Origin of the sequence: Fructilactobacillus vespulae, from assembly GCF_047324295.1 — a bacterium.
GTDB lineage: Bacteria > Bacillota > Bacilli > Lactobacillales > Lactobacillaceae > Fructilactobacillus > Fructilactobacillus vespulae.
In genome coordinates this window covers 115,928-137,332 of sequence record NZ_CP137138.1, presented here as the reverse complement: position 1 = coordinate 137,332, position 21,405 = coordinate 115,928, and the positions used below count along the sequence as shown (strand labels likewise).

General features: G+C 35.1%; 18 protein-coding genes and 4 tRNA genes. 13 read left to right on the top strand and 9 right to left on the bottom strand.

The features are described 5' to 3' along the window. Position 1 precedes the first annotated feature (1 nt). From R4B61_RS00775 to R4B61_RS00765, 3 genes are read left to right on the top strand one after another with little or no spacing between them, the layout of a single operon-like run. Positions 2-550 (top strand): ECF-type riboflavin transporter substrate-binding protein, encoded by a 549-nt coding sequence (locus R4B61_RS00775; RefSeq protein WP_413627759.1) that lies wholly within the window; start codon positions 2-4, stop codon positions 548-550. A gap of 14 nt (positions 551-564) precedes the next feature. Beyond that, on the top strand, positions 565-2,268 hold the full coding sequence (locus tag R4B61_RS00770) for an ABC transporter ATP-binding protein (RefSeq protein ID WP_413627758.1): 1,704 nt from the start codon (positions 565-567) through the stop codon (positions 2,266-2,268). Continuing rightward, positions 2,261-3,091, top strand: a complete 831-nt coding sequence (locus R4B61_RS00765; protein ID WP_413627757.1) for an energy-coupling factor transporter transmembrane component T family protein — start codon at positions 2,261-2,263, stop codon at positions 3,089-3,091. The genes R4B61_RS00770 and R4B61_RS00765 overlap by 8 nt, the downstream gene beginning before the upstream one ends. Positions 3,092-3,122: 31 nt before the next feature. Here the strand turns inward: R4B61_RS00765 and R4B61_RS00760 are convergent, their stop codons facing one another. After that, complete coding sequence (locus tag R4B61_RS00760) at positions 3,123-3,959, bottom strand: GIY-YIG nuclease family protein (protein ID WP_413627756.1); 837 nt, start codon at positions 3,957-3,959, stop codon at positions 3,123-3,125. Positions 3,960-4,304: 345 nt separating this feature from the next. Here R4B61_RS00760 and R4B61_RS00755 point away from each other — a divergent pair, with 345 nt between their 5' ends. Then, positions 4,305-7,166, top strand: coding sequence for a DEAD/DEAH box helicase (locus tag R4B61_RS00755; RefSeq protein ID WP_413627755.1), 2,862 nt, complete (start codon positions 4,305-4,307; stop codon positions 7,164-7,166). Here R4B61_RS00755 and R4B61_RS00750 read toward each other — a convergent pair. The 7 genes from R4B61_RS00750 to R4B61_RS00720 all read right to left on the bottom strand — a co-directional run bounded on the left by R4B61_RS00750 (position 7,163) and on the right by R4B61_RS00720 (position 9,668). After that, positions 7,163-7,279, bottom strand: a complete 117-nt coding sequence (locus R4B61_RS00750; protein ID WP_413628264.1) for an IS3 family transposase — start codon at positions 7,277-7,279, stop codon at positions 7,163-7,165. The two genes, R4B61_RS00755 and R4B61_RS00750, sit on opposite strands and share 4 nt — an antisense overlap. 12 nt (positions 7,280-7,291) lie before the next feature. Continuing rightward, positions 7,292-7,477 (bottom strand): DDE-type integrase/transposase/recombinase, encoded by a 186-nt coding sequence (locus tag R4B61_RS00745; protein ID WP_413627754.1) that lies wholly within the window; start codon positions 7,475-7,477, stop codon positions 7,292-7,294. 822 nt (positions 7,478-8,299) lie between these two features. Beyond that, positions 8,300-9,205 (bottom strand): hypothetical protein, encoded by a 906-nt coding sequence (locus R4B61_RS00740; protein ID WP_413627753.1) that lies wholly within the window; start codon positions 9,203-9,205, stop codon positions 8,300-8,302. A gap of 47 nt (positions 9,206-9,252) precedes the next feature. After that, positions 9,253-9,326: transfer RNA gene (locus tag R4B61_RS00735), tRNA-Asn, on the bottom strand. Positions 9,327-9,365: 39 nt separating this feature from the next. Next, positions 9,366-9,439: transfer RNA gene (locus tag R4B61_RS00730), tRNA-Asn, on the bottom strand. Between the two features lie 41 nt (positions 9,440-9,480). Further along, a tRNA-Asn gene (locus R4B61_RS00725) sits at positions 9,481-9,554 on the bottom strand. A gap of 40 nt (positions 9,555-9,594) precedes the next feature. Continuing rightward, positions 9,595-9,668, bottom strand: a tRNA-Asn gene (locus R4B61_RS00720). A 300-nt stretch (positions 9,669-9,968) separates the two neighbouring features. Between R4B61_RS00720 and R4B61_RS00715 the strand changes: the two genes are divergently transcribed. From R4B61_RS00715 to R4B61_RS00705, 3 genes are all read left to right on the top strand, one after another. Further along, positions 9,969-10,430: an NUDIX hydrolase gene (locus R4B61_RS00715; RefSeq protein ID WP_413627752.1), complete on the top strand. Its 462-nt coding sequence runs from the start codon at positions 9,969-9,971 to the stop codon at positions 10,428-10,430. Between the two features lie 60 nt (positions 10,431-10,490). Next, positions 10,491-12,023, top strand: a complete 1,533-nt coding sequence (locus tag R4B61_RS00710) for a chloride channel protein (protein ID WP_413627751.1) — start codon at positions 10,491-10,493, stop codon at positions 12,021-12,023. A gap of 158 nt (positions 12,024-12,181) precedes the next feature. Continuing rightward, a complete protein-coding gene (locus tag R4B61_RS00705) occupies positions 12,182-15,331 on the top strand; it encodes a BspA family leucine-rich repeat surface protein (protein WP_413627750.1) in 3,150 nt (1,049 codons plus the stop codon). Positions 15,332-15,374: 43 nt separating this feature from the next. Here the strand turns inward: R4B61_RS00705 and R4B61_RS00700 are convergent, their stop codons facing one another. Then, positions 15,375-16,097, bottom strand: coding sequence for a winged helix-turn-helix domain-containing protein (locus tag R4B61_RS00700; RefSeq protein ID WP_413627749.1), 723 nt, complete (start codon positions 16,095-16,097; stop codon positions 15,375-15,377). A 113-nt stretch (positions 16,098-16,210) separates the two neighbouring features. Between R4B61_RS00700 and R4B61_RS00695 the strand changes: the two genes are divergently transcribed. From R4B61_RS00695 to phoU, 6 genes are read left to right on the top strand one after another with little or no spacing between them, the layout of a single operon-like run. Continuing rightward, positions 16,211-17,092, top strand: a complete 882-nt coding sequence (locus tag R4B61_RS00695; RefSeq protein ID WP_413627748.1) for a phosphate ABC transporter substrate-binding protein — start codon at positions 16,211-16,213, stop codon at positions 17,090-17,092. Next, the gene (pstC, locus tag R4B61_RS00690) at positions 17,085-18,005 is read left to right on the top strand and encodes a phosphate ABC transporter permease subunit PstC (RefSeq protein WP_413627747.1); all 921 of its coding nucleotides are present in this window, start codon (positions 17,085-17,087) and stop codon (positions 18,003-18,005) included. Before R4B61_RS00695 ends, pstC begins: the two co-directional genes overlap by 8 nt. Next, positions 18,005-18,910, top strand: coding sequence for a phosphate ABC transporter permease PstA (pstA, locus tag R4B61_RS00685; RefSeq protein ID WP_413627746.1), 906 nt, complete (start codon positions 18,005-18,007; stop codon positions 18,908-18,910). The genes pstC and pstA overlap by 1 nt, the downstream gene beginning before the upstream one ends. A gap of 12 nt (positions 18,911-18,922) precedes the next feature. Then, positions 18,923-19,711 carry a phosphate ABC transporter ATP-binding protein PstB gene (gene pstB / locus R4B61_RS00680; protein ID WP_413627745.1) on the top strand — a complete coding sequence of 263 codons (789 nt, stop codon included), beginning with the start codon at positions 18,923-18,925 and terminating at the stop codon, positions 19,709-19,711. A 22-nt stretch (positions 19,712-19,733) separates the two neighbouring features. Continuing rightward, the gene (gene pstB / locus R4B61_RS00675; protein WP_413627744.1) at positions 19,734-20,492 is read left to right on the top strand and encodes a phosphate ABC transporter ATP-binding protein PstB; all 759 of its coding nucleotides are present in this window, start codon (positions 19,734-19,736) and stop codon (positions 20,490-20,492) included. Positions 20,493-20,512: 20 nt separating this feature from the next. Then, positions 20,513-21,187 carry a phosphate signaling complex protein PhoU gene (gene phoU, locus R4B61_RS00670; RefSeq protein ID WP_413627743.1) on the top strand — a complete coding sequence of 225 codons (675 nt, stop codon included), beginning with the start codon at positions 20,513-20,515 and terminating at the stop codon, positions 21,185-21,187. Positions 21,188-21,405 lie beyond the last annotated feature (218 nt).

Here is a 21,405-nt window from a genome sequence, read left to right as displayed (position 1 = left end):
CATGAAAAATTTATCCGTTAAAAATGTAGTTGCCATCGGGATTGGAGCGGCCATCTTTGTAATCTTAGATCGATTTGCTTCGATTCCAACTGGATTTCCCAACACCAACTTAGCAACTACTTATGCTTTCTTAGCGTTGTTCGCGTTAATCTATGGACCATTAGTTGGATTTTCTGTTGGTTTTATTGGGCACGCTTTAAATGACTTTACGATGTATGGAACCCCTTGGTGGAGTTGGATTTTATGTTCGGCCTTATTTGGACTAGTGATTGGTTTTGCCGGCAAGTACTTCAAGATTAAAAACGGGGACTTTGGCGTTAAAAAAATCATCACTTTTAACGTGCTTCAAGTGATTGCTAACTATGTAATTTGGGCAGCCATTGCACCTACGTTAGATATTTTGATTTACAGCGAACCCGCCAATAAGGTTTATTTCCAAGGTCTGCTTTCTGCCACTTTAGATTGGATTTCTGTCGCTATCCTTGGAACCATCTTGATTAAAGCATATGCGGCCACTAGAGTTAAAAATAATAGTTTACGCAAAGAATAGTTGGAGTGAATAATATGTCTCAACCAATCATTTCATTTACTGATTTTTCGTTTAAATATAACAGTCAAATGGAACCGAGTTTGAAGAAAATTAATCTAAATATTAATGAAGGGGAACGTTGTTTGATTGTTGGACCTTCTGGAAGTGGTAAGTCTACTTTAGCCAAGTGTATTAACGGCTTGATTCCAAATGAAGATCACGGTGAGATTACAGGAAAATCTACGGTTGCGGGTCATGAAGTGGGAAAAACTTCTTTATTTGAACTTTCCTTTTCGATTTCCACGGTGTTACAAGATACCGATAGCCAATTTACTGGATTAACGGCTGCAGAAGACATTGCGTTTTCCCTAGAAAATGATGTAGTTCCACAAGCCGAAATGAAAGCAATTGTGCAAAAATGGGCGCATGAATTAGGCATCACCGATATTTTACAACAAGCACCGCAAGCCTTATCTGGTGGTCAAAAACAGAAAGTTTCTTTAGCCGGAGTGTTGGTAAATAACGCGCCTATCCTATTGTTAGATGAACCGTTAGCCAATCTTGATCCCCAATCAAGTTTACAAATTTTAGATTTGATTAGCCGGTTGCAAAAAGAACTCAACTTTACGGTCTTAATCATTGAACATCGTCTAGGTGAAGTGCTTTCACAAGATATTGATCACGTGGTGGTCTTTAACGAAGGAACAATTGTTAGCGATAGTTCAGTTGATGAATTACTTCGTTCTGATGTGTTAGAAAAGAATGGGATTGAACCACCATTATATGTGAGTGCTTTGAAAAAAGCTGGCATCGATCTAGACCAATATCCCGTTATTGATAAATTAACTAAGATTGATTTAAATGACACTGATAAATTAAAGTTTAAAAACTGGGTAGCAGAATATCAACCAATGACTTCAGCAGTTGAAGTAGCACCATTACTTACGGTTGAAAACGTGGGCTTTCAATATTCTAAACAGCAGCAACATCCCTTACACGATGTATCATTTACCATTAATCGTGGTGATTTTGTTAGTGTTGTCGGGCAAAATGGTGCCGGTAAATCAACCATTATGAAGTTAGTCTGTGGTTTTTTAAAGGGGACCGGAGAGATTGCCTGGCAAGGAACTTCATTAGCCGATGAATCCATCAAAGAAATTGCTAATCGAGTGGGATTTGTAATGCAGGATCCTAACAAAATGATTTCGCAAAAAAACATCTTTGATGAAGTTGCTTTAGGTCTACGGTTACGACACAGTGACAAAATTGAGGAACGAGTGAATGAAGCTTTGCAGATTTGTGGCTTGTATCCCTTCCGGAAGTGGCCGATTAGCGCCTTGAGTTTTGGGCAACGCAAGCGGGTTACAATTGCCGCTATTTTGGTATTACAACCTAAACTACTGATTTTAGACGAACCCACTGCGGGACAGGACTTTGAAACCTACACTAATATCATGGGATTTTTAGAAGAGTTGCATGAACAGGGAATTACGATTGTGATTATTACCCACGATATGCAGTTGATGACGGAATATACGAGTCGTTCGTTGGTATTTAGTAACGGGAAATTATTGGCCGACACAACTCCGTTTGCTATTTTGAAAAATGATGAGTTAATTAAAGCGGCAAGTTTAAGTAAAACCAGTTTATCGGACTTAGCGAAGGTAGTTGAAGTTGATGATGAACAGTTAATTAAACGGTTTATCCAAGCGGAAAAGGGGGCAAACGAAAATGAATGATGACAATACAATTGGTTTTCATCCCGGAAATTCGTTTATCTATCGGGTGAACGCTACGGCAAAATTAATCTTCTTTTTATTGGTTTCCGTTGCCTGTATGACCACCTTTGATACGCGCTTCTTAGTTTTAGTTTCCATTCTTTCAATTGGAATCTACTATCTTTCTGATTTGAAATGGCGCCAAGTTTCTTTTGTAGTGAAGTTTATCTTGTTCTTTTCCATTTTGAACGTGATCATGGTCTTTATTTTTTCACCAACCTACGGCGAAAAATTATACGGAGCCAAGACGGTGTTAATAAATGCCGGATACTTTACGGTGACTAGCCAAGAATTGTTTTACCTCTTAAACGTGATTTTGAAGTATATCTGTACGGTACCATTGGCACTAGTCTTTATCATGACTACCAATCCGAGTTTGTTTGCTTCAAGTTTGAATCGGATGGGTATTAGTTACAAAGTTAGTTATGCGGTGTCGTTAACACTGCGTTACATTCCGGATGTCCAACGCAGTTATTGGGATATTTCTTATGCTCAACAAGCTCGTGGGATTGAATTATCTAAAAAAGGAAAGCTGTTGGAAAAATTGAAGGGAATTACGAATATCATTATTCCTTTGATTCTTTCGAGTTTTGAGAACATTGAAAAAATCAGTACGGCAATGCAACTTCGTCGATTTGGTAGCAAGAAGAAACGAACTTGGTATGAATCACAAAATTTTCGCTGGACGGATGGAATGGTGTTATTAGTGGCGGTGGCCTTGCTGTTGTTAACTTTCTTATTGTTTAAACTTAATCAGGGTCGTTTCTATAATCCATTTAACTAAAAAAATCGCTAAGCTTTATGCTTAGCGATTTTTATTTAGCTAAATCTTTGATGCTTTTTCCCTCTTTATTTTTCCAAGAGAATGGTCCACTGGCACTTCTTTTTAAGATAGTTTTGGCAGCAGTTGATGATGATGAAAAAGTATAATCTTTCTTGAAAATATTGTTTTTGATGATTCCATTTTTCGTTAATTCATTGAATTGTTTAGGTTGAAATGAAATTGTACCGTCTTGGGGAGTTAATTTTGAACCGGCTAAAACTTTAGTCTCAGAGGTTTTAAAATTATAATAAGCCCACGCATCTGCATCTCTGAGTGTTAAGTGAAATAAATTTTTATCAGAAATAGATTTAGATTGTTGAAAATTTGACGTTTTATTAAATAAAGGATAACCGAATGAACGTAAAAGAATATCAATGTTTTTAAAGATATGTTTTAAATCATATACTCTGGATTCGGAAACAAATGAATTATGCGGAGTATTAGCATTAATTAAATTCATATTATTAATTTTATTTGCCTCGGTATACATTAGGTGCTCTAAATGTTTAATGTCGGCTTTGGATAATTGATGTTCTCTATTGTTGATAATAAAGATAATGGCAATTTCCCAAGTATCTTCTTTTAAATGCTGCTTTAAACGATTACCAACATTTTCGGCCTCTCCAATGTAAGCGTTATTGCCATTAGATGGATTAGAAAATAAGGTATAAACTCCATTCCAAGTTAGCTCTAATCGTGATTCTACAATTTTTTTGACATCTTCTTTTGGGATATAAAATGCTTGAAGGGAGTCGTTAGTTATTTCTGAGATTCGGAAACCACTTGGATCTCCGCTGGGGAAAAATGTTTTTATTGTAAATGGTGTCATTTAGATACCTCAATCTTAAAAGTTTATACTATTAATTTACAATAAAATGATATAAATTACTACTTTATAAAAAACTTATTAACCCAACTCAAAAGCATAATTTCAATAAAACCAATTAGTAAGCATATTAAGATTATGTTAAAAACTCTGATTAATAGTTAATTTTATCAAGATCATCGAAGATGTTTTTTTATTTGTTCAATATTATAACTTCATTTCCATTTATATATTAAGTGTGGAATATTTTGGTTTATGTATAATTTAATAATTGTTATGTTTAAAAATAATTTTATCTAAGTATGCTAGAATGGATAAAATAATCTAATATTAATGGAGGACAACAAGGTGGTAAAAGACCAAAAAATTAATAAAATTATCGAATCAATGATTATGGAACAAAAAATTGTTGATGGAAAACTTGAAAAAAATGACAAACAAGTTACAATTCATACTAATTTTATAACAAAAAAAAAAGACGTAAAAGGAACTGAAATATATTTAGGAATTTATTCCGCTAAAAATCTACGTGATTTAATTTGTAATAATTTTAATACAGATAAAGTACATAACGAAGATAGTAGTAAATACTTCTCTTTAGCTGTTATCTTTGATAAAGATATGAATTTTAAAGAAATTTTTCTTCCTTATTCGGCACTTATTTTCAAAGGATTAAAAGAAAAAGGAAATAAATACAATTTTAGAAACATAAAAACAGAACATGATGAAATAATAGAATCTTTAGATACAGATATCAAAGAAATTTGTAATCATGCTAATCCTAATCAAGAAAGCTGGTACGATCTTCTAAAAGAATTAAATTGTTTCGTGAGACAAAAATTTTATACCGAAAATTCACATTTTTATGGGAAAATTAATTACACTAAAGATCCGGTTAATCTTAATAGTCTTTATTTAGATGACTTACAAATTATCAGAGACAATCCTAACAATGATTTAATGATCTCAAAGTTTTTGCATGGATATGATAAAGATCAGCAAGAGATTGATAAAAATAAAAACTTAATTAATCAAATTTTAAATATTAAGAATATTCCATTGGGTAGATGGCCGAGTGCTATAGAACACAATCAATCATTAATGCAGCAAGTTGCAATAAATATAATTGAAAGTGATACAGAAAACTTACTTTCAGTTAATGGACCACCTGGAACAGGTAAAACATCTCTTTTGAAGGACGTATTTGCTGATATGATGGTCAAACGTGCAAAAGAAATGGTTAAATTTTCTCATCCTCAAGAAGGATTTGAAAAAATTGAAAAAAAAGACTTGAGTTATAATCAAGATAATTCATTTAAGCCAAATTCTTATAGATTGAAAGATAATTTAAAAGGATTTGGAATTATTGTAACTAGTAATAATAATGCAGCTGTTGAAAATATTTCAAAAGACTTTCCCAATATTGATGAAATAAATACCCATTCTAACAAAAAGTATAAAAATGAATTTTCGGAAAAGTTGCAGTCTATCGATTTTTTTAAAAATATTGAAAAAGATATCTTAGGTACAGAAATAAACTCATGGGGTTCTTTTGCCGTACATATGGGACGAAAAAAAAATCGTGATAAAGTGCAAGAAGTTGTTTTACAAAAAGATAATGATTTACAAGGAAAATATTTTAATAAAAATGAGTGGAATAATGCAATTGGAAAATTTAATGATGCTTTACATGAAGTAGAAAAATGTCGAGATGAAATTTATGAACAGTCAAAACAATTTAAGGATAATATTACTGAAATAAATAATTTTGAGTCAATAATGAATTATTATAAACAATTTTTATCTAGGTATGAAGCTGATTTAAGACACTGGAATTTGAAAATGTTTTTCGCTAATTTACTTAGATTTAAGTGGACCACTAAAAATTGTGTTAGAAATAAAATCGAAAAAATTCAAACAGATATTTCACGAACTAAAGAAAATAAACAAATTTTTGAAAATGAAAATGAAAAAATTTCCAAAAATAAATTCATTTTAGAATCTTACGATTTTTCTAAAGATAATTCTAAAATACAATTAAAAACACCATGGGAAACAGAAAAATTAAGGGAAAAAAGAAGTAATCTTTTTATTGAAGCAATTAATATTCATAAAATGTTTGCTTTAGGGGCATCTCGTGAAATTAGAAATTCATGGTATTATATAAAAAATAGGAACAAACTTTCTTATCCAAAAGATACTGAAATTTTGGAAAATGCATTTGCTATTACACAATTAAACTTTCCGGTAATGAGCACTACTACCGCCAGTATTCAAAGTATGTTCAAAAATTTTGGACAAAATTCACTGGATAATGTTTTTATGGATGAAGCTGGTCAAGCCTCAGCATACTCGGCATTGGGAGCAATTTGGCGAGCAAAAAAATTTGTTGCAATTGGAGATCCATCTCAAATTGAACCAGTTTCAACTATTGACCCAGTTTTTTTAAAAATGCTTACTGATTTGTACAAAATTAATGATATTTTTTTATCAGAAACAAGATCTGTCCAAACTTTTACAGATTCAGGAAGTCACTATATCCATAAAACCAAATTACTAAATGATCAAGTTACAACTATAGGAATTCCACTTTGGGTACATAGAAGATGTCAATCTCCTATGTTTGATATTTCTAATATGATTTCTTACGAAAGCAAGATGATTCAAGGAACAAAAAAGAAAGAGCATAATCTAGAAAGTCTTTGGATTGATTGTAAGGGGCAGACAACTATACGCCAATATGTTCCTAATCAAACAGAAATACTAGCTAAATTCATAAATTTGCGAATTGCATTAGGGGCAAGTTTGAATGACATATATGTAATTACTCCATTTACTGCTGTAAAAGATGGAATTAAAAATGATATCAAGGCTAAGCTACAAGGCAAAATTTCAAAAGATGAATTAAAATCATTCATCGATAACTCAATTGGAACTGTCCATACTTTTCAAGGAAAAGAAAATAAAATTGTTTACTTTGTTGTTGGAACCGATCATAAAAGTGAAGGATCTGCTCGATGGTCAATTTCAAAACCTAATATTTTAAACGTAGCAGTCACCAGGGCTAAAGAAGAATTTTATTTAGTTGGAGATTATGATTTACTTTCAAAAATGAATTACTATAGCAATGCTTCACAAAAATTAAAAAGGGTAGATGAAAATTATCTTAAAAACTTCCCCAATAGCAATAATTTGAACACTTATAGTTAGATAGCTATTCTGATTCTGCTGTTGTTATACCAATAAATATAATTTTCTGTTTTTAAAACTAATTCTTCAAAACCACTGAATCTTGTTTGAAAGGAAAATCCACGTTTTAAGATTGAATGAAATGCTTAAATCGGTCCATTATCATATGGATGTCCTTTTAGTGAATAAGAATGTTTTATTCCATGTCCTTTAAGGAAATTTTCAAATAAAAAACCAGTATATTGACTTCCCATATCGGTATGTAAATATACTGGTTTTTTATTTTGTTTTAATGCAGCTAAGATGGTATTTTTCACTAATTGACTGGTCATAGTTCTTGAATTTTTTTGGCTAGTATATTTGCGGTAATTTTGTTAAAAATTATACTTAAATAATCCCAGTACCATTTTCTAAATGTAAATAGGCAATATCAGCACGCTAAATAGAATTAGAGTTACTATTTTTTATTAAATTAGGTTGTTGAGCGTAATCAACATGTGTGACTGGTTTTTTAAATCTACGATTCATTAAAGATCTAATTCCAAGTTCATTAATTAATCTTTTAATTCTTCGATTACCTAGACTAATCCTAATACATTTTAGAGCTACTTTTAGACGTGAAACCCCATAATCTTTATAATTGATGACCCAAATTTTTTAATAATGGTTTAACTTTATATTCGTATACTTCCCTCTTACTTTTACTATAAATAATCCAATTATAGTAAGTTCTTCGTGAAACTTTTAAAACATTTAATATTAAGCTTAAGCGATGATGATTAGCTAAAAGTTTATTAATTAGTGGCAAACATGTTTTTCTAACTATTTTTTTCTAACATCATCGCCGCAGCTTTTAAAAGCTTATTTTCTTTTTTTATTTGGTTAAGTTCTTTTATCATAATTTGATTACCATCATCCATAGCAATCAACTTATTATTATTTACCTATTTTGAAATGGTTGATGTTGTAACCCCATATTTTCACGCAATTGGTTAAATTGAACGCTTTTCTTCATTGTAAAAATCCACTAGGTTTTGTTTAAATTCTTCTGAATATCTTTTGGATTTATTTTCCATAATAAAAAATCCTATCCTGATTATAATTTTACACAAATGGTCTAAGTATTTGTGTAAAATTTTTCAGTATAGGAGCAATTACCTTACAAAGAACTGCCGAATCCAACTCACAAGCATAATTTCAATAAAACTGATTAGCAAACAGATTAAAATTAGGATTAAAAAGACAATCCAAAGGGCAGCGATGGTAATGATTATTTTTTTAATACTAAAGATCAGTGTAAACATTACCATTTGTACCAAGCCACCAACTAAACTTAATACTAAAACGACTTCTAAAAATCTAGTAATTCCTGAATAACTACTGTTTAGATCTTCGGTTGAAAGGCTGAAAACAGTGGTACTGATTACCCCGATTAAGATTAAAATTAATAGTTGGCTAAAGATACCAGCTTGACTGAAACCTTGCCAAATATTTCCTAACCACGTAAAGGTGTTGTTAAAAACAACCGTAAAAAAGTCTACGAGATTTAGGTTATACGGGGTCAGAGTATTTAAATAAAGAGTAGAGTAATCGGGTTTGCAAATGAATTTGATCAGTAACCAAAAGACAAATAAACCAGAAAAGAGGGGCGCCAGTCCAATGAAAAAACTTCCCATAGATTGGTACCAACTGTTTCGATTATAACTATTGGAGACGCTACCTAGACTACCATCTTCGGGGTGCTTAAAATTAAGGAGTTTTAAGCTTTGAATTTGATGACCAAAAATAATACAAAAGATGGCGTGACCGAGTTCGTGGATAATCACTCCTAAACCACCAATCCAATATTGGGATTTAAAACTAAAATTATTGACCAGATATCTTTGCACGAAACCTGCCAGGTAGTGGCAGATTACTCCGATTAAAAGCGGAAGTCCGACCAGAGCGACAGTTAAAAAGATAAAGATTGTTAAAACGTTATTTCCAAAATCAAACATAATGGTTTCCTTTACTATATTTAATAGGTAATTATTGTATTCTTTTTTGTTAGTTTCTACCATTATTATGACAAAAAAACCGTGAATTGATAAATTCACGGTTTGAAATACTGCTGTGGTTGGGCTCGAACCAACGACATCCTGATTAACAGTCAGGTGTTTCTACCAACTGAACTACACAGCAATGATGTAACTATTAAATTAAAGGCTAAAAACTAGCCAACTGCTGTGGTTGGGCTCGAACCAACGACATCCTGATTAACAGTCAGGTGTTTCTACCAACTGAACTACACAGCAATAATGTAACTTATTAAATTAAAAGCTAAAAAATTAGCCAACTGCTGTGGTTGGGCTCGAACCAACGACATCCTGATTAACAGTCAGGTGTTTCTACCAACTGAACTACACAGCAATGATGTAACTATTAAATTAAAAGGCTAAAAATTAGCCAACTGCTGTGGTTGGGCTCGAACCAACGACATCCTGATTAACAGTCAGGTGTTTCTACCAACTGAACTACACAGCAATATTTGTAACGTTTACTAATATCTCAGCTACAAGTAATATATTAGCAGGTAAAGTTCGTCTGTGCAAGGGTATTTTTAGTTATGGGGATTTAACGTTCAACTTTCGGCTTTAAAATTAAAATGATAAGTTTTAAAGTTCGAATTTAGCCTTAATTGACAAAAAAGTTAATTTATTACTGAATTGAAGTGCTAATCATACGGAATTAAGTTAGTGATTGACGAAAAAAATCTGAAAAAAATTTAAAAAATGAGTTTGTGGTTATTAAATGATAAAATAATTCGTTAATAGGGGGATTATGATGGCAAATTATATTCAAGAAATACGACAATTAGTAGGACATCGTCCGCTAATTTTAAACACTGCGGCAGGAGTACTACTAAACGAAAATAATGAATTATTATTACAAGAAAGAAGTGGTAATGATGATTGGTGTTTTCCGGGTGGTTTTATGGAATTTGGAGAAACCAGAGTGGAAACTTGTAAACGGGAATTTAAAGAAGATTCCGGATTAGAAGTAGAGCCTATTCAACTACTGGCAGTGTTTGATGACGATATTTATACCTATTCTAACGGTGATCAAACTCAATTAATTACCAATCTCTTTTTGGTGAAACAAGTGGGCGGAAAATTGCTAGATCATCCGACCGCAGAAACCAGTCAACTTAAATACTTTGCACTAGATAACTTACCTCATTTTTTTAATCAGCAATCAAGCAAGATGGCCGCTACGGTAATTAAATACGTAAATTATAAAAATTAACATAACCGCTATTTTTTCAGCATGATAGAATAAAAGTTAGAATATTTGGAGATGGTGAGTTTGAAGGAAAAGTATCAGGATCTGAAATACATTGGAATTAGTGCCCTGATTGGAATCTTTACGGGAATCGTTATTTCGGCCTTTCGGATTTTAATTGAAAAAGGAATTACGCTTAGTACTAGTACTTATCAATATGTAATCCAACATGCGAGCTGGTTGCTAGTGGTTATTCCCGCTCTAATAATTATTGGAACCATTGTCGGACTATTAGTTAAAAGTTATCCTAGCATTAGTGGTTCGGGAATTCCTCAAGTAGAGGCTCAATTAGCCGGTAATTATGAAATGAACTGGTGGTCAGTTCTTTGGCGCAAGTTTATTGCCGGTGTGTTGACCGATGGTACTGGCGTGTTTATGGGAAGAGAAGGTCCTTCCATTCAATTAGGAAGTGCTGTGGGACAAGGAATTGCCCAAGGATTTCATCAACATGGCACGAATCGAAGACTGTTGATTGCAAGCGGTGCCGCAGCGGGGCTTTCGGCCACTTTTAGTGCACCGTTGGCAGGAACGTTATTAGTCATGGAAGGAATTTATCATGGCTTTCAACCTCGAGTTTGGATGACGGCTTTAACGGGGGCGTTAACCGCTAATTTTATTTCCTTTAACGTTTTTGGCTTAAAGGTGATTTTACCCATTACATACCAATATGTCTTTCAACCGCTGGATTACTGGAAATTAATTCCGTTGGGGTTAATTGTGGGTGGTTTAGGCTATTTATATAATCAAATGCTTTTAAAGGTACCACTTTGGTTTGCCAAAATTAAAATAATTCCGTGGTATTTATTAGGTATTATTCCTATGTTATTGATGATTCCCGTGGGTGGGTTGTTTGCAGAAACCATTGGTGGTGGTAGTGAGTTGATTATGCTAATTGCGCAACACCAAGTAGCAGTAACCATGCTCTTCTTTTACCTGGCTTTGCGAGTGATTTTAGGACTGATGGCGTATGGAACTGGAATTCCTGGTGGATTTTTTATGCCAGTTTTAACGGTTGGTGCTTTGATTGGGATGATTTATGGAGTTGAAATTACCCAGTTTGGCTTATTAAGTTCAAATTATACGCTTAACCTACTGGTATTTGGTATGGCTGGCTTCTTCACAGCGGTCAGCAAGGCTCCGTTAACTTCCATTATTTTAATTACGGAGTTAGTCGGAAGTACTCACAATTTTATGGCCTTAACTATTGTGGTTTTGGTTGCTTATCTGGTTGCTGATGCGTTAGGTGGGTTACCGATTTATCAAGCTTTAGCAGCACGAATCACAAAAATTAAAAAGTATCAGAATTCCAACCAACCAACTGATGAAATTGAACTGGCGGTTTATCCGTTCAGTAAAGTTGCCAATGAGTTGGTTAAAAAGATTAACTGGCCCGAAGATACCATTTTAATTAGTATTAATCGAGGGAATCAGGTAATCATTCCAAATGGTAAAACGCGGATTAAAGTGGGCGATACGCTGACCGTTTTGGTTCACAGTGATAACTATGGTTATAGTTATCAAAGCTTACAAAATCTAACCATTAAGTATGATGACTAAGTAATTTAATTACCTAGTCTTTTTTTGTTACAAATGTTGTAATTTTAAACTAAATAAAATTATAATTAATTGCTTAATAAATAAAATTGAAGTAAACTAAATTATACAATATGTTCTGATACTTTTAATTATCATGAATATCGAAAGGTGAATTAATTATGATACATAATAAAAATGAGTTTAGTAAAGTTAACGATAAAAAAGTTTTACATAAAGTTAAAAAGCAATGGGTTGTGGTATCATTAGGCACATTTATGTTGCTTGGTGGCGCTAATGCTTTAGTTAGTGGTACAAACATATCTGTAAAAGCAGATAGCACACCCGTAGTAACTAGCAGTAGTGCAGCACCACAAAGCACGTCAAGTGCCGCAAGCAACAGTGCAGCACCACAAAGCACGTCAAGTGCCGCAAGTAGTAGTGCAGCACCACAAAGCACGTCAAGTGCAGCAAGTAGTAGTGCAGCACCACAAAGTACGTCAAGTGCAGTAAGTAGTAGCTCAAATTCAGCAAACAGTTCTTCAGATGTAAACAGTTCAGATGCTGATTTATCTAGCCTCTATGCTCAAGTTTGGGGTAGTAGTGCTACATCAAGTTCTGCAAGTTTAAGTGATAGAAGTGAGAGTGCTGCCCCTAAGACTGGGGTAAATGGAACCTCAACTTGGACCTATGCTGAAGATACTAAAACCCTAACTTATGGGGCAGGACAACTTTCAAGAATTGTTGGAAATAATGATTCGTCAGTTTATCGTCCCATAGTAACTGATAATTCTTCTTTTGATGGGGCACCTAATGATGTAGAGCATATTATACTAAATCAAAATGTTTCTTTTAGTGATAGTTCGATGGCATTATTTGCTGGTTTGAAAAACTTGAAAGATATTCAAGGATTGGCAGATGTAAATACAAGTAATGTAAAGAATATGTATGGAATGTTTTATGGTGATAGTTCTTTAACTAATCTTGATGGATTGGAACATTGGGATACTAGTAACGTAACTAATTTTGCTAGAATGTTTTATGGCGTTAAAAATGTTACTGATTTTTCTAAAATAAATAATTGGAAAACTAATAATGTCACTGATATGAATCAAATGTTTTACAGTGCCAATGCCATTAACTTTAACCCAGCTGCTTGGGATGTAAGCAAAGTTACTAATATGAGTGATATGTTTTACCAAACCACTTCATTAGATAAGGCTGATTTTTCTAACTGGAATACTGGAAATGTAACTTATATGTACGATATGTTTGAATCATCTGATATAGCTGCAAACATAAAAACAATTAATAATTGGGATGTAAGTAAAGTTACTGATATGTCTTCCATGTTCCAGAATACAACTAAGATTGCTGATAATAGTGGCTTAAATTTGTCTAACTGGAACACTGGAAATGTAACGAGCATGTATAATTTATTTAGTATGAGTAGTTACTATGGTAATTTAACTAATTTTGATTGGCTTAAAAATTGGAATACTAGTAATGTAACTGATATGGGTGGTATGTTTAATAATCAAGCAGTTAAAGCTTTGGATTTATCTAATTGGGATGTAAGTAAAGTTACTAATTTTTATAGTATGTTTTCTGGAAATTGGAATCTAGAAAAACTAAACATAAAAAATTGGGATATCCAAAGTAATGCAAATACCAACTATATGTTTTATCAAGTTGGAGTTTATGCAGATCAATCTAAATTTGTTCTAACCTTACCTAGTGCAATTTTTAAAGATGCCAAGTTAGGAACGGGTAATCGTGATGGTCTTCAAGCAGTTGGCTCGGGAACCGTCACTGATCCTAAGGGTCAACGGTATATTCCAGCTACTGATTTACAAGCTGTTTATCAAAATAATGCCGGACCAGCTGAAACGTATGTTGTTCCAGTAAAAAATAACTTTACGCTTATCCCAGTGGATTCAGAAACTAACGAATCACTCGGAGGACAAACTAATCTAACTATATACGGTAAATATAATAATGGTGACCAGGTTGAGATTTTAACCAAAGATTTACCTGAAATAGCTGGATATTATAAGCCAAGTGGAAACAGTATTACCGTGACGGTTAACCAAAATAATCAATATAAAGTTGCTTATGAATCTTTGGCTACGATTAAGAATAGAGCTAAACAAGCAATTACTGATGAAGCCAAAAAAATCAATGAAAATATTAATGCTGATAATAGTTTGACCAGTCAAGCTAAAAAAGGGCAAAGTAATCAAGTAGCTCAAGAAGAAATTAAGGCTAAGACTGCTATTGATGGAAGCCAAAACAGGGAAGCTGTTAATAAGGCTAAGAATCAAGGAATAACTAACATTGATAATGTTCACGTTCCCGGCGATTTATCCCTTGATAAAGAAAAAGCTAAACAAGCCATTATTGCCGAAGCTCAAAAAGTTAAGGATGACATTAAAAATGATAAAACCTTAACTGACGTGGAAAAAAATATTCAATCACAACAAGTTGATGACGCCAGAGAACATGCTTTAAATAATATTGATGCTGCTGTGAATGCTGATAGTGTAAAGGCTGAAAAAGAGCATGGCATAACTGTAATTGATGGGCTTCATGTTTCTAACGCTTTGTTTACTCCTAAAGAAAAGGCTAAAGAAGCAATCGATGCTGAAGCAGCTAAGGTGAAGAAAGCAATTGCAACTGATCAAACTTTGACGGTTAGTGAAAAACAAAAACAAATTGATCAAGTAGATCAGGAAGTCACTAAGGCCAAGATTGCAATTGATGGTAGTGATAACTTACAAGCAATTGAGGCTGCTAAACAGCAAGGAATTATTGCAATTGATAATGCTCATGTTTCTGGTAATTTAGATGCTGATAAAGATGCCGCTCAAAAGGTAGTTGATACTGAAGCTGATAAAGCTAAACAAACAATTACAAAGGATGATTCTTTAACGGATCACACTAAGCAAAAGCAAACAGACAAAATAAATCAAGAAGCAGAAACCATTAAAACAATCATTGATAACGCGTTGAATTCCGGAGATATTAATGGTGCTAAACATGCAATTGATGTTGAAGTAGCCAAGGTTAAAACTGAAATTCAAACGGATAATGATTTAACTGAGCATGCTAAGGCTAAACAAAGTAAGCAATTAGATCAGGCAGCACAACATGTTAAGAAAGTGATTGATGATATTAATACTAGTCCTGAAAATGGAAAGCTTGCGAATAATAAACAAGCTACCACACTCCCACAAACTGGGGAAAATAACAGTCAATTAGGAATAATTGGGGCAGTACTAGTTGCAATCGCAATGATGATTGGTTATGGTCGTCGGAGAAAAAATAAATAAGGCAAAAACAAAAAGTCTAACTCACTGAGTTAGGCTTTTTTGCTTAGTTTTCTTTTTGATAGTCACCCACAAAGTGATAACCAAAGCCACGAACGGTTTGGATTCGTTGCGGATTCTTTGGATCAACTTCAATCTTATCTCGGAGGTGGCTAATGTGAATGTCTACCATTCGAGAGGTTTGGGAGATGTCATAAATGTCGCCCCAAACTCCTTCTAACAATTGTTGCCGGTTTAAAACGTTGGGGGAGTGTTCAATTAAATAAATTAAAAGTTTGAGTTCCTTAGGAGTTAAGCCGAGGTCTTTGTGATTGCGAAAGGCCTTATACTTTTGCCGGTCAATGACGACATTGTCAATGATGATGCGGGGGTGCTTCTTTTCGTTTTGCTGAGCAGATGTGATTCCTAATTTTTGATAATTTTGTTGGTGGTGCGTAAACCGAAGGAAAAATTCAGGAAAATAAAATGGTGCAGTTATGTAATCGTCAAAGCCATGACTAAAAGCGGTTGCTAAATCATGCTTATTTTTAGCAACCAAAATAATCGGTAAGTGTTGTTCAGCTCTTAATTGAACTAACTGTGATTGGAACTTTTGCAACGGAAAGGATTGTAAATCCCAAAAGATTCCCTGACTCTGTTTTTGAGAAATTTTATGGTCCAGGTTATTCAAGTCGTCAACGGTATCTAAGAAAAATTCATGTTCGTTAAATGTTTGGCTAACGTTGATAGCTAAATCCAGATTGGTTGTTACTAACGTTACGTGTTGCAAATTATCACCCCATAATCTTTACATAAAATTTACACAAAGCAAACATGACCTTTACACCTCACCATTATACTTAGTTTTGTAATTAAAGAAAACAATTACTAGGAGAGGTGCTTATGAATTTCAAACGAATCGTCCCGGTTGGGATTGCTTGTTTAAGCGTTTTGTTACTAACGGCTTGTGCCGGTAAGAATAAAGAAAATTCGGTTACGGCAGTAGGATCAACGGCCTTACAACCGTTGGCCCAAAAAGCCGGAAGTGACTATCAGGCAGAAAATACTAAGTATAACTTGATTGTCCAAGGTGGGGGATCAGGAACGGGATTGAGTCAGGTCGAAACCGGTGCAGTTAATATCGGTAATTCAGATATCTTTGCAGAAGAAAAAGAAGGAATTCACTCTGATAAAATCAAAGATCATAAGGTCGCCGTGGTGGGAATCACTCCGGTAGTTAATGAAGATAATGGGGTTTCTAATTTAAGCAGTAAACAATTAGAAGACGTCTTTACTGGGAAAGTGAAGAACTGGAAACAATTAGGTGGAAAAGACCTTCCTATTATTGTAATTAACCGGGCCCAGGGAAGTGGAACTCGTTCTACGTTTGAAAAGTATGTGCTACACGGTAAGCAAGCCGTTAAGAGTCAAGAACAGGATTCCAACGGAACGGTTAAGAAAATCGTGCAAAACACACCGGGAACCATTAGTTACCTTTCCTTACCATATTTAAATCCAGAAATTAAACCGCTAAGCGTTGATAACGTGAAAGCAACTTATCAAAATATCACTACTAACAAATGGAAGATTTGGTCATACGAACACATGTACACCAAGAACCAACCAACGGAAGCTACCACTAAATTTGTCGACTATCTTTTATCAAAAGAAGTGCAATATAAGTTGGTTAAGGAAGCAGGTTACGTAAGTATTCATGATATGAAAGTTCAAAAAGATTCACATGGTAATGTAGTTACCATCGAGAAAGGAACTGACGATGAATAAAATTCAAAAACAACTTTTAAAACCTAGTAAGGCAACCAGACAGGATCAAATGGGTAAGATTATTAGTTTGATCTGTGTTTCCTTCATTATGGTGTTGACGGTTTCCATCATTGGCTTCATTGCAATCCACGGAATGGCAACTTTTTACGAAAATCATGCTTCAATCACTAACTTTTTATTTGGTACCGAATGGAATCCAGGGAAGTTAGGACCGGATGGAAAACCCCAAGTTGGAGCACTACCCATGATTGCTGCTTCATTTGCGGTTACATTACTTGCAGCGGTGATTGCCACTCCGTTTGCGGTGGCGGTAGCATTATACATGACAGAACTTGCTCCGAAACGTGGAGCCAGAATGTTACAACCAGTAATCGAACTACTAGTGGGAATTCCCTCTGTGGTTTATGGATTTATCGGATTAGTCGTGGTGGTTCCGGCCATGCGGATTAGTTTTGGCGGAACTGGATTCGGGGTGTTGGCGGGAGCCATCGTCCTCTTCGTCATGATTCTACCAACGATTACTTCATTAACCATCGATAGTTTGAAACAAGTACCAGATAGTTACCGGAAGGCTTCGCTAGCCTTAGGAGCTACCAAGTGGCAAACCATTTACAAAGTAATCTTGCGAGCTGCCTTACCCGGAATTTTAACCGCCATCATTTTTGGAATGGCCCGGGCCTTTGGAGAAGCACTAGCCGTACAAATGGTGATTGGAAATGCTTCCTTAATGCCAAGTAGTTTGATTACGCCAACCTCGACATTGACCAGTCAACTAACTTCCCAAATGGGTGATACCATTATGGGAACATTACCTAACAACGCCTTATGGTCATTGGCGTTGGTACTACTATTAATGTCAGTCTTCTTTAATATCCTAGTTAAAGTTATTGGTAAACGAGGGGAAATGAAATAATGAAAACGACATCGCAAAAACGTTTAGAACAAAATAATAAGCTGGCTTTGTTAGGAATTAAAGCCATGGTTGGTTTTGTGGTTTTAATCCTAGTGGCATTGTTAGGTTACATCTTGATCACCGGATTGCCTCACGTTTCATGGAAGTTCTTAACCACGAGTTCCAAGGAATTTGGTGCCGGTGGTGGAATTGCCAACCAACTGTTTAACTCAATCTATATTTTAGTAATTACCCTAATAATTTCGTGTCCGTTAGCCTTGGGAGCGGGAATCTATCTAGCTGAATTTGCCAAACCATCGCTTCTAACCAGAACCATCAGAACGACGATTGAGGTTTTGAGTTCACTACCTTCTATCGTAATCGGTTTGTTTGGTTACCTAGTGTTAGTAATTAAATTTCAGTTTGATTTTTCCATTATTTCGGGTGCTTTTGCCCTAATGTTTGTGAACATTCCGTTGCTAACCAGAAACTCAGAAGAAGCCTTACGGGCGGTTCCTCATTCACAGCGAGAAGCCGGATGGGCTTGGGGATTATCTAAAACTAAAACGGTCTTGAAGATTATTTTACCCGCTGCCGTTCCCGGTTTAGTTACTGGTGTAATTCTTAGTGCCGGTCGAATCTTCGGAGAAGCCGCTGCCTTAATCTTTACCGCGGGACAAAGTACTCCAGTGATTAGTTACAGTAATTGGAATCCGCTCAGTCCAACTAGTTTCTTAAACCCAATGCGTCCGGCAGAAACTTTAGCCGTCCACATTTGGAAATTGAATACAGATGGAATTACGCCGGATGCCAACCAGATTTCTAGTGGAGCATCAGCCGTCTTAATCATCGTGATTTTGGCCATCATCTTACTCTCACGTTGGCTCGGAAACTACTGCTATAAGAAATTGAGTGGAACTAAGTAGAAAGGATTGCACATGAATAAGTATGATTTAGAGAAAAACTTTGTAATCAATATCCATGGCGACGTGGCCCTAGAAACCAAGGACATGAATGTGTTTTATGGAAGTAAGCAAGCCACGTTTGCAGCTAACTTAAAGTTTCCGAAGAATAAAATAACTGCTTTGATTGGAGCCTCTGGTTCCGGGAAATCTACCTTTCTGCGTTGTTTAAACCGACTCAATGATGATATTGCAACGGTTAAAGGACAAATTATGTATCAGGGAGTGGATATTAACCGTCCGGATGTTAACGTCTATGAAGTTCGTCGCAACATTGGAATGGTCTTTCAACATCCCAATCCCTTTGCCAAATCCATTTATGAAAACATTGCTTTTCCATTGCGCCAAAATGGAATTTTTGACAAGTTGGATGAACGCGTGGAAGAAAGTTTACGAGATGCTGCTCTGTGGGATGAAGTGAAAGATAAGTTAACCGAAAGTGCGCTATCTCTTTCTGGGGGACAACAACAAAGACTTTGTATTGCTCGCGCCATCGCGGTGAAACCAGACATCTTATTGATGGACGAACCTACAAGTGCCCTTGATCCAATTTCTAGTCGTAAGATTGAAAATACGATGCAAAAACTAAAGGAAAAGTATACGATCATCATCGTGACGCACAACATGCAACAAGCAGCGCGTTCCAGTGATTTGACCGTCTTTTTCCACCAAGGACACGTGATTGAATACAATAAGACCACTAAGTTGTTTACGAATCCGAAAATGGTGGCAACGGAAGATTACATTTCGGGACACTTTGGTTAGTTTGATTTGAAAAGGAGTAATCATGACGGAAAAAATTATTAAAACCCATGACGTCCGTTTATACTACGGAGAAAAAGAAGCGTTACATGGGATTAACTTGGACTTTAAAGAACACGAAATTACCGCCTTAATTGGACCTTCTGGATGTGGGAAATCAACCTACTTGCGGTGCCTAAATCGGATGAACGACTTGGTGAATGGGGTTACCATTACTGGTAGTTTTCAACTAGATGATCAAGATATTTATGGGTCTAAACAAGATGTAGTGTCGTTACGAAAAAAAGTAGGAATGGTCTTTCAACAACCTAATCCGTTTCCGTTTTCTGTGTATGATAACGTCGCTTATGGTTTACGAGTCCAAGGTATCAAAGACCCTAAGATTTTAGACGAACGGGTGGAAGAAAGTCTGAAAGAAGCCGCTGTGTGGGATGAAGTTAAAGACGATCTCCACAAGAATGCACTTTCATTTTCTGGGGGACAGCAACAACGAATCTGTATTGCGCGCTTATTAGCCGTTAAACCAGAAGTAATCCTGTTAGATGAACCGACGAGTGCGTTGGATCCCATTTCTAGTGCCAAAATTGAAGAAATGTTGTTACGCATTAAAGATGAATATACAATTATCATTGTGACCCACAGCATGAAGCAGGCTTCGAGAATTTCTGATAAAACAGCTTTTATGTTAAATGGTGACTTGGTTGAATATGGGGCCACTAAAAAGATCTTTTTAAATCCAGAAAAACAAGAAACTAGTGATTACTTAAACGGTAAATTCGGCTAAGAGCCCAAGGAGAAATAATTATGGCAACTACTTTTGATGACCGTCTTGCAAAGCTAAGAAAAAGTTTTACGGGAATGGGTGTGAATGTTTCTGAACAAATTTATCAATCTACTAAGTCATACATTGATCATGACGTAGACTTAGCGGAAAAAGTTTGTGCTCACGATTTAGAGGTTAACGAAAACGAAACTCACATGGAAAAACACGCCATGAACTTGATTGCCTTACAACAACCAGTGGCAACTGATTTTCGGATAATTATTAGTTATTTAAAGGCCGGAACTGACATGGAACGAATTGGTGATGCCGCAGTGGGCATTGCTAAAGAAACTGCTTTGGCCAAGGGAAATCCACGGATGGAAGATGTGGAAGATGTGATTGCCAAAATGACAAAACACATTCGGAAAATGTTAGAGCAAATCTTAGAGGCATATACCACTTTCGATGCCAAAGTAGCACCAGAAATTGTGCAAGAAGACCACAAGATTGATAAGTACTATGAATCAACTAGAATTGCGATTACCAAGGGAATTTTAATTAATCCAGAGACTGCCGTGGCCGCTTCTAGTTACCTAATGGTGATTAGATATTTGGAACGAATTGGGGACCACATTGTTAACCTTTCTGAATACTTGATCTACAGTGACACTGGTAAAATTGTAGAACTTGGTGAAGAAGATTACCGCGAAATTTAAATGATAAAAGAACCTCAAATGAGGTTCTTTTTTGATAGGTGAAAATAGTTGTCAACGGGGTAAAAAATTTAAATTTGCGAAACTTTAGAACCACCTAGGGAAAGTCATGAAACATTTTTCTCGTAAACCTGGATGCGCTTTTATCGTGGTATGATGGTAAACGCGTCAAAAAAGAAGAGATGAAATATCTCGGACAAGGCGGATGAATATCCGACCTA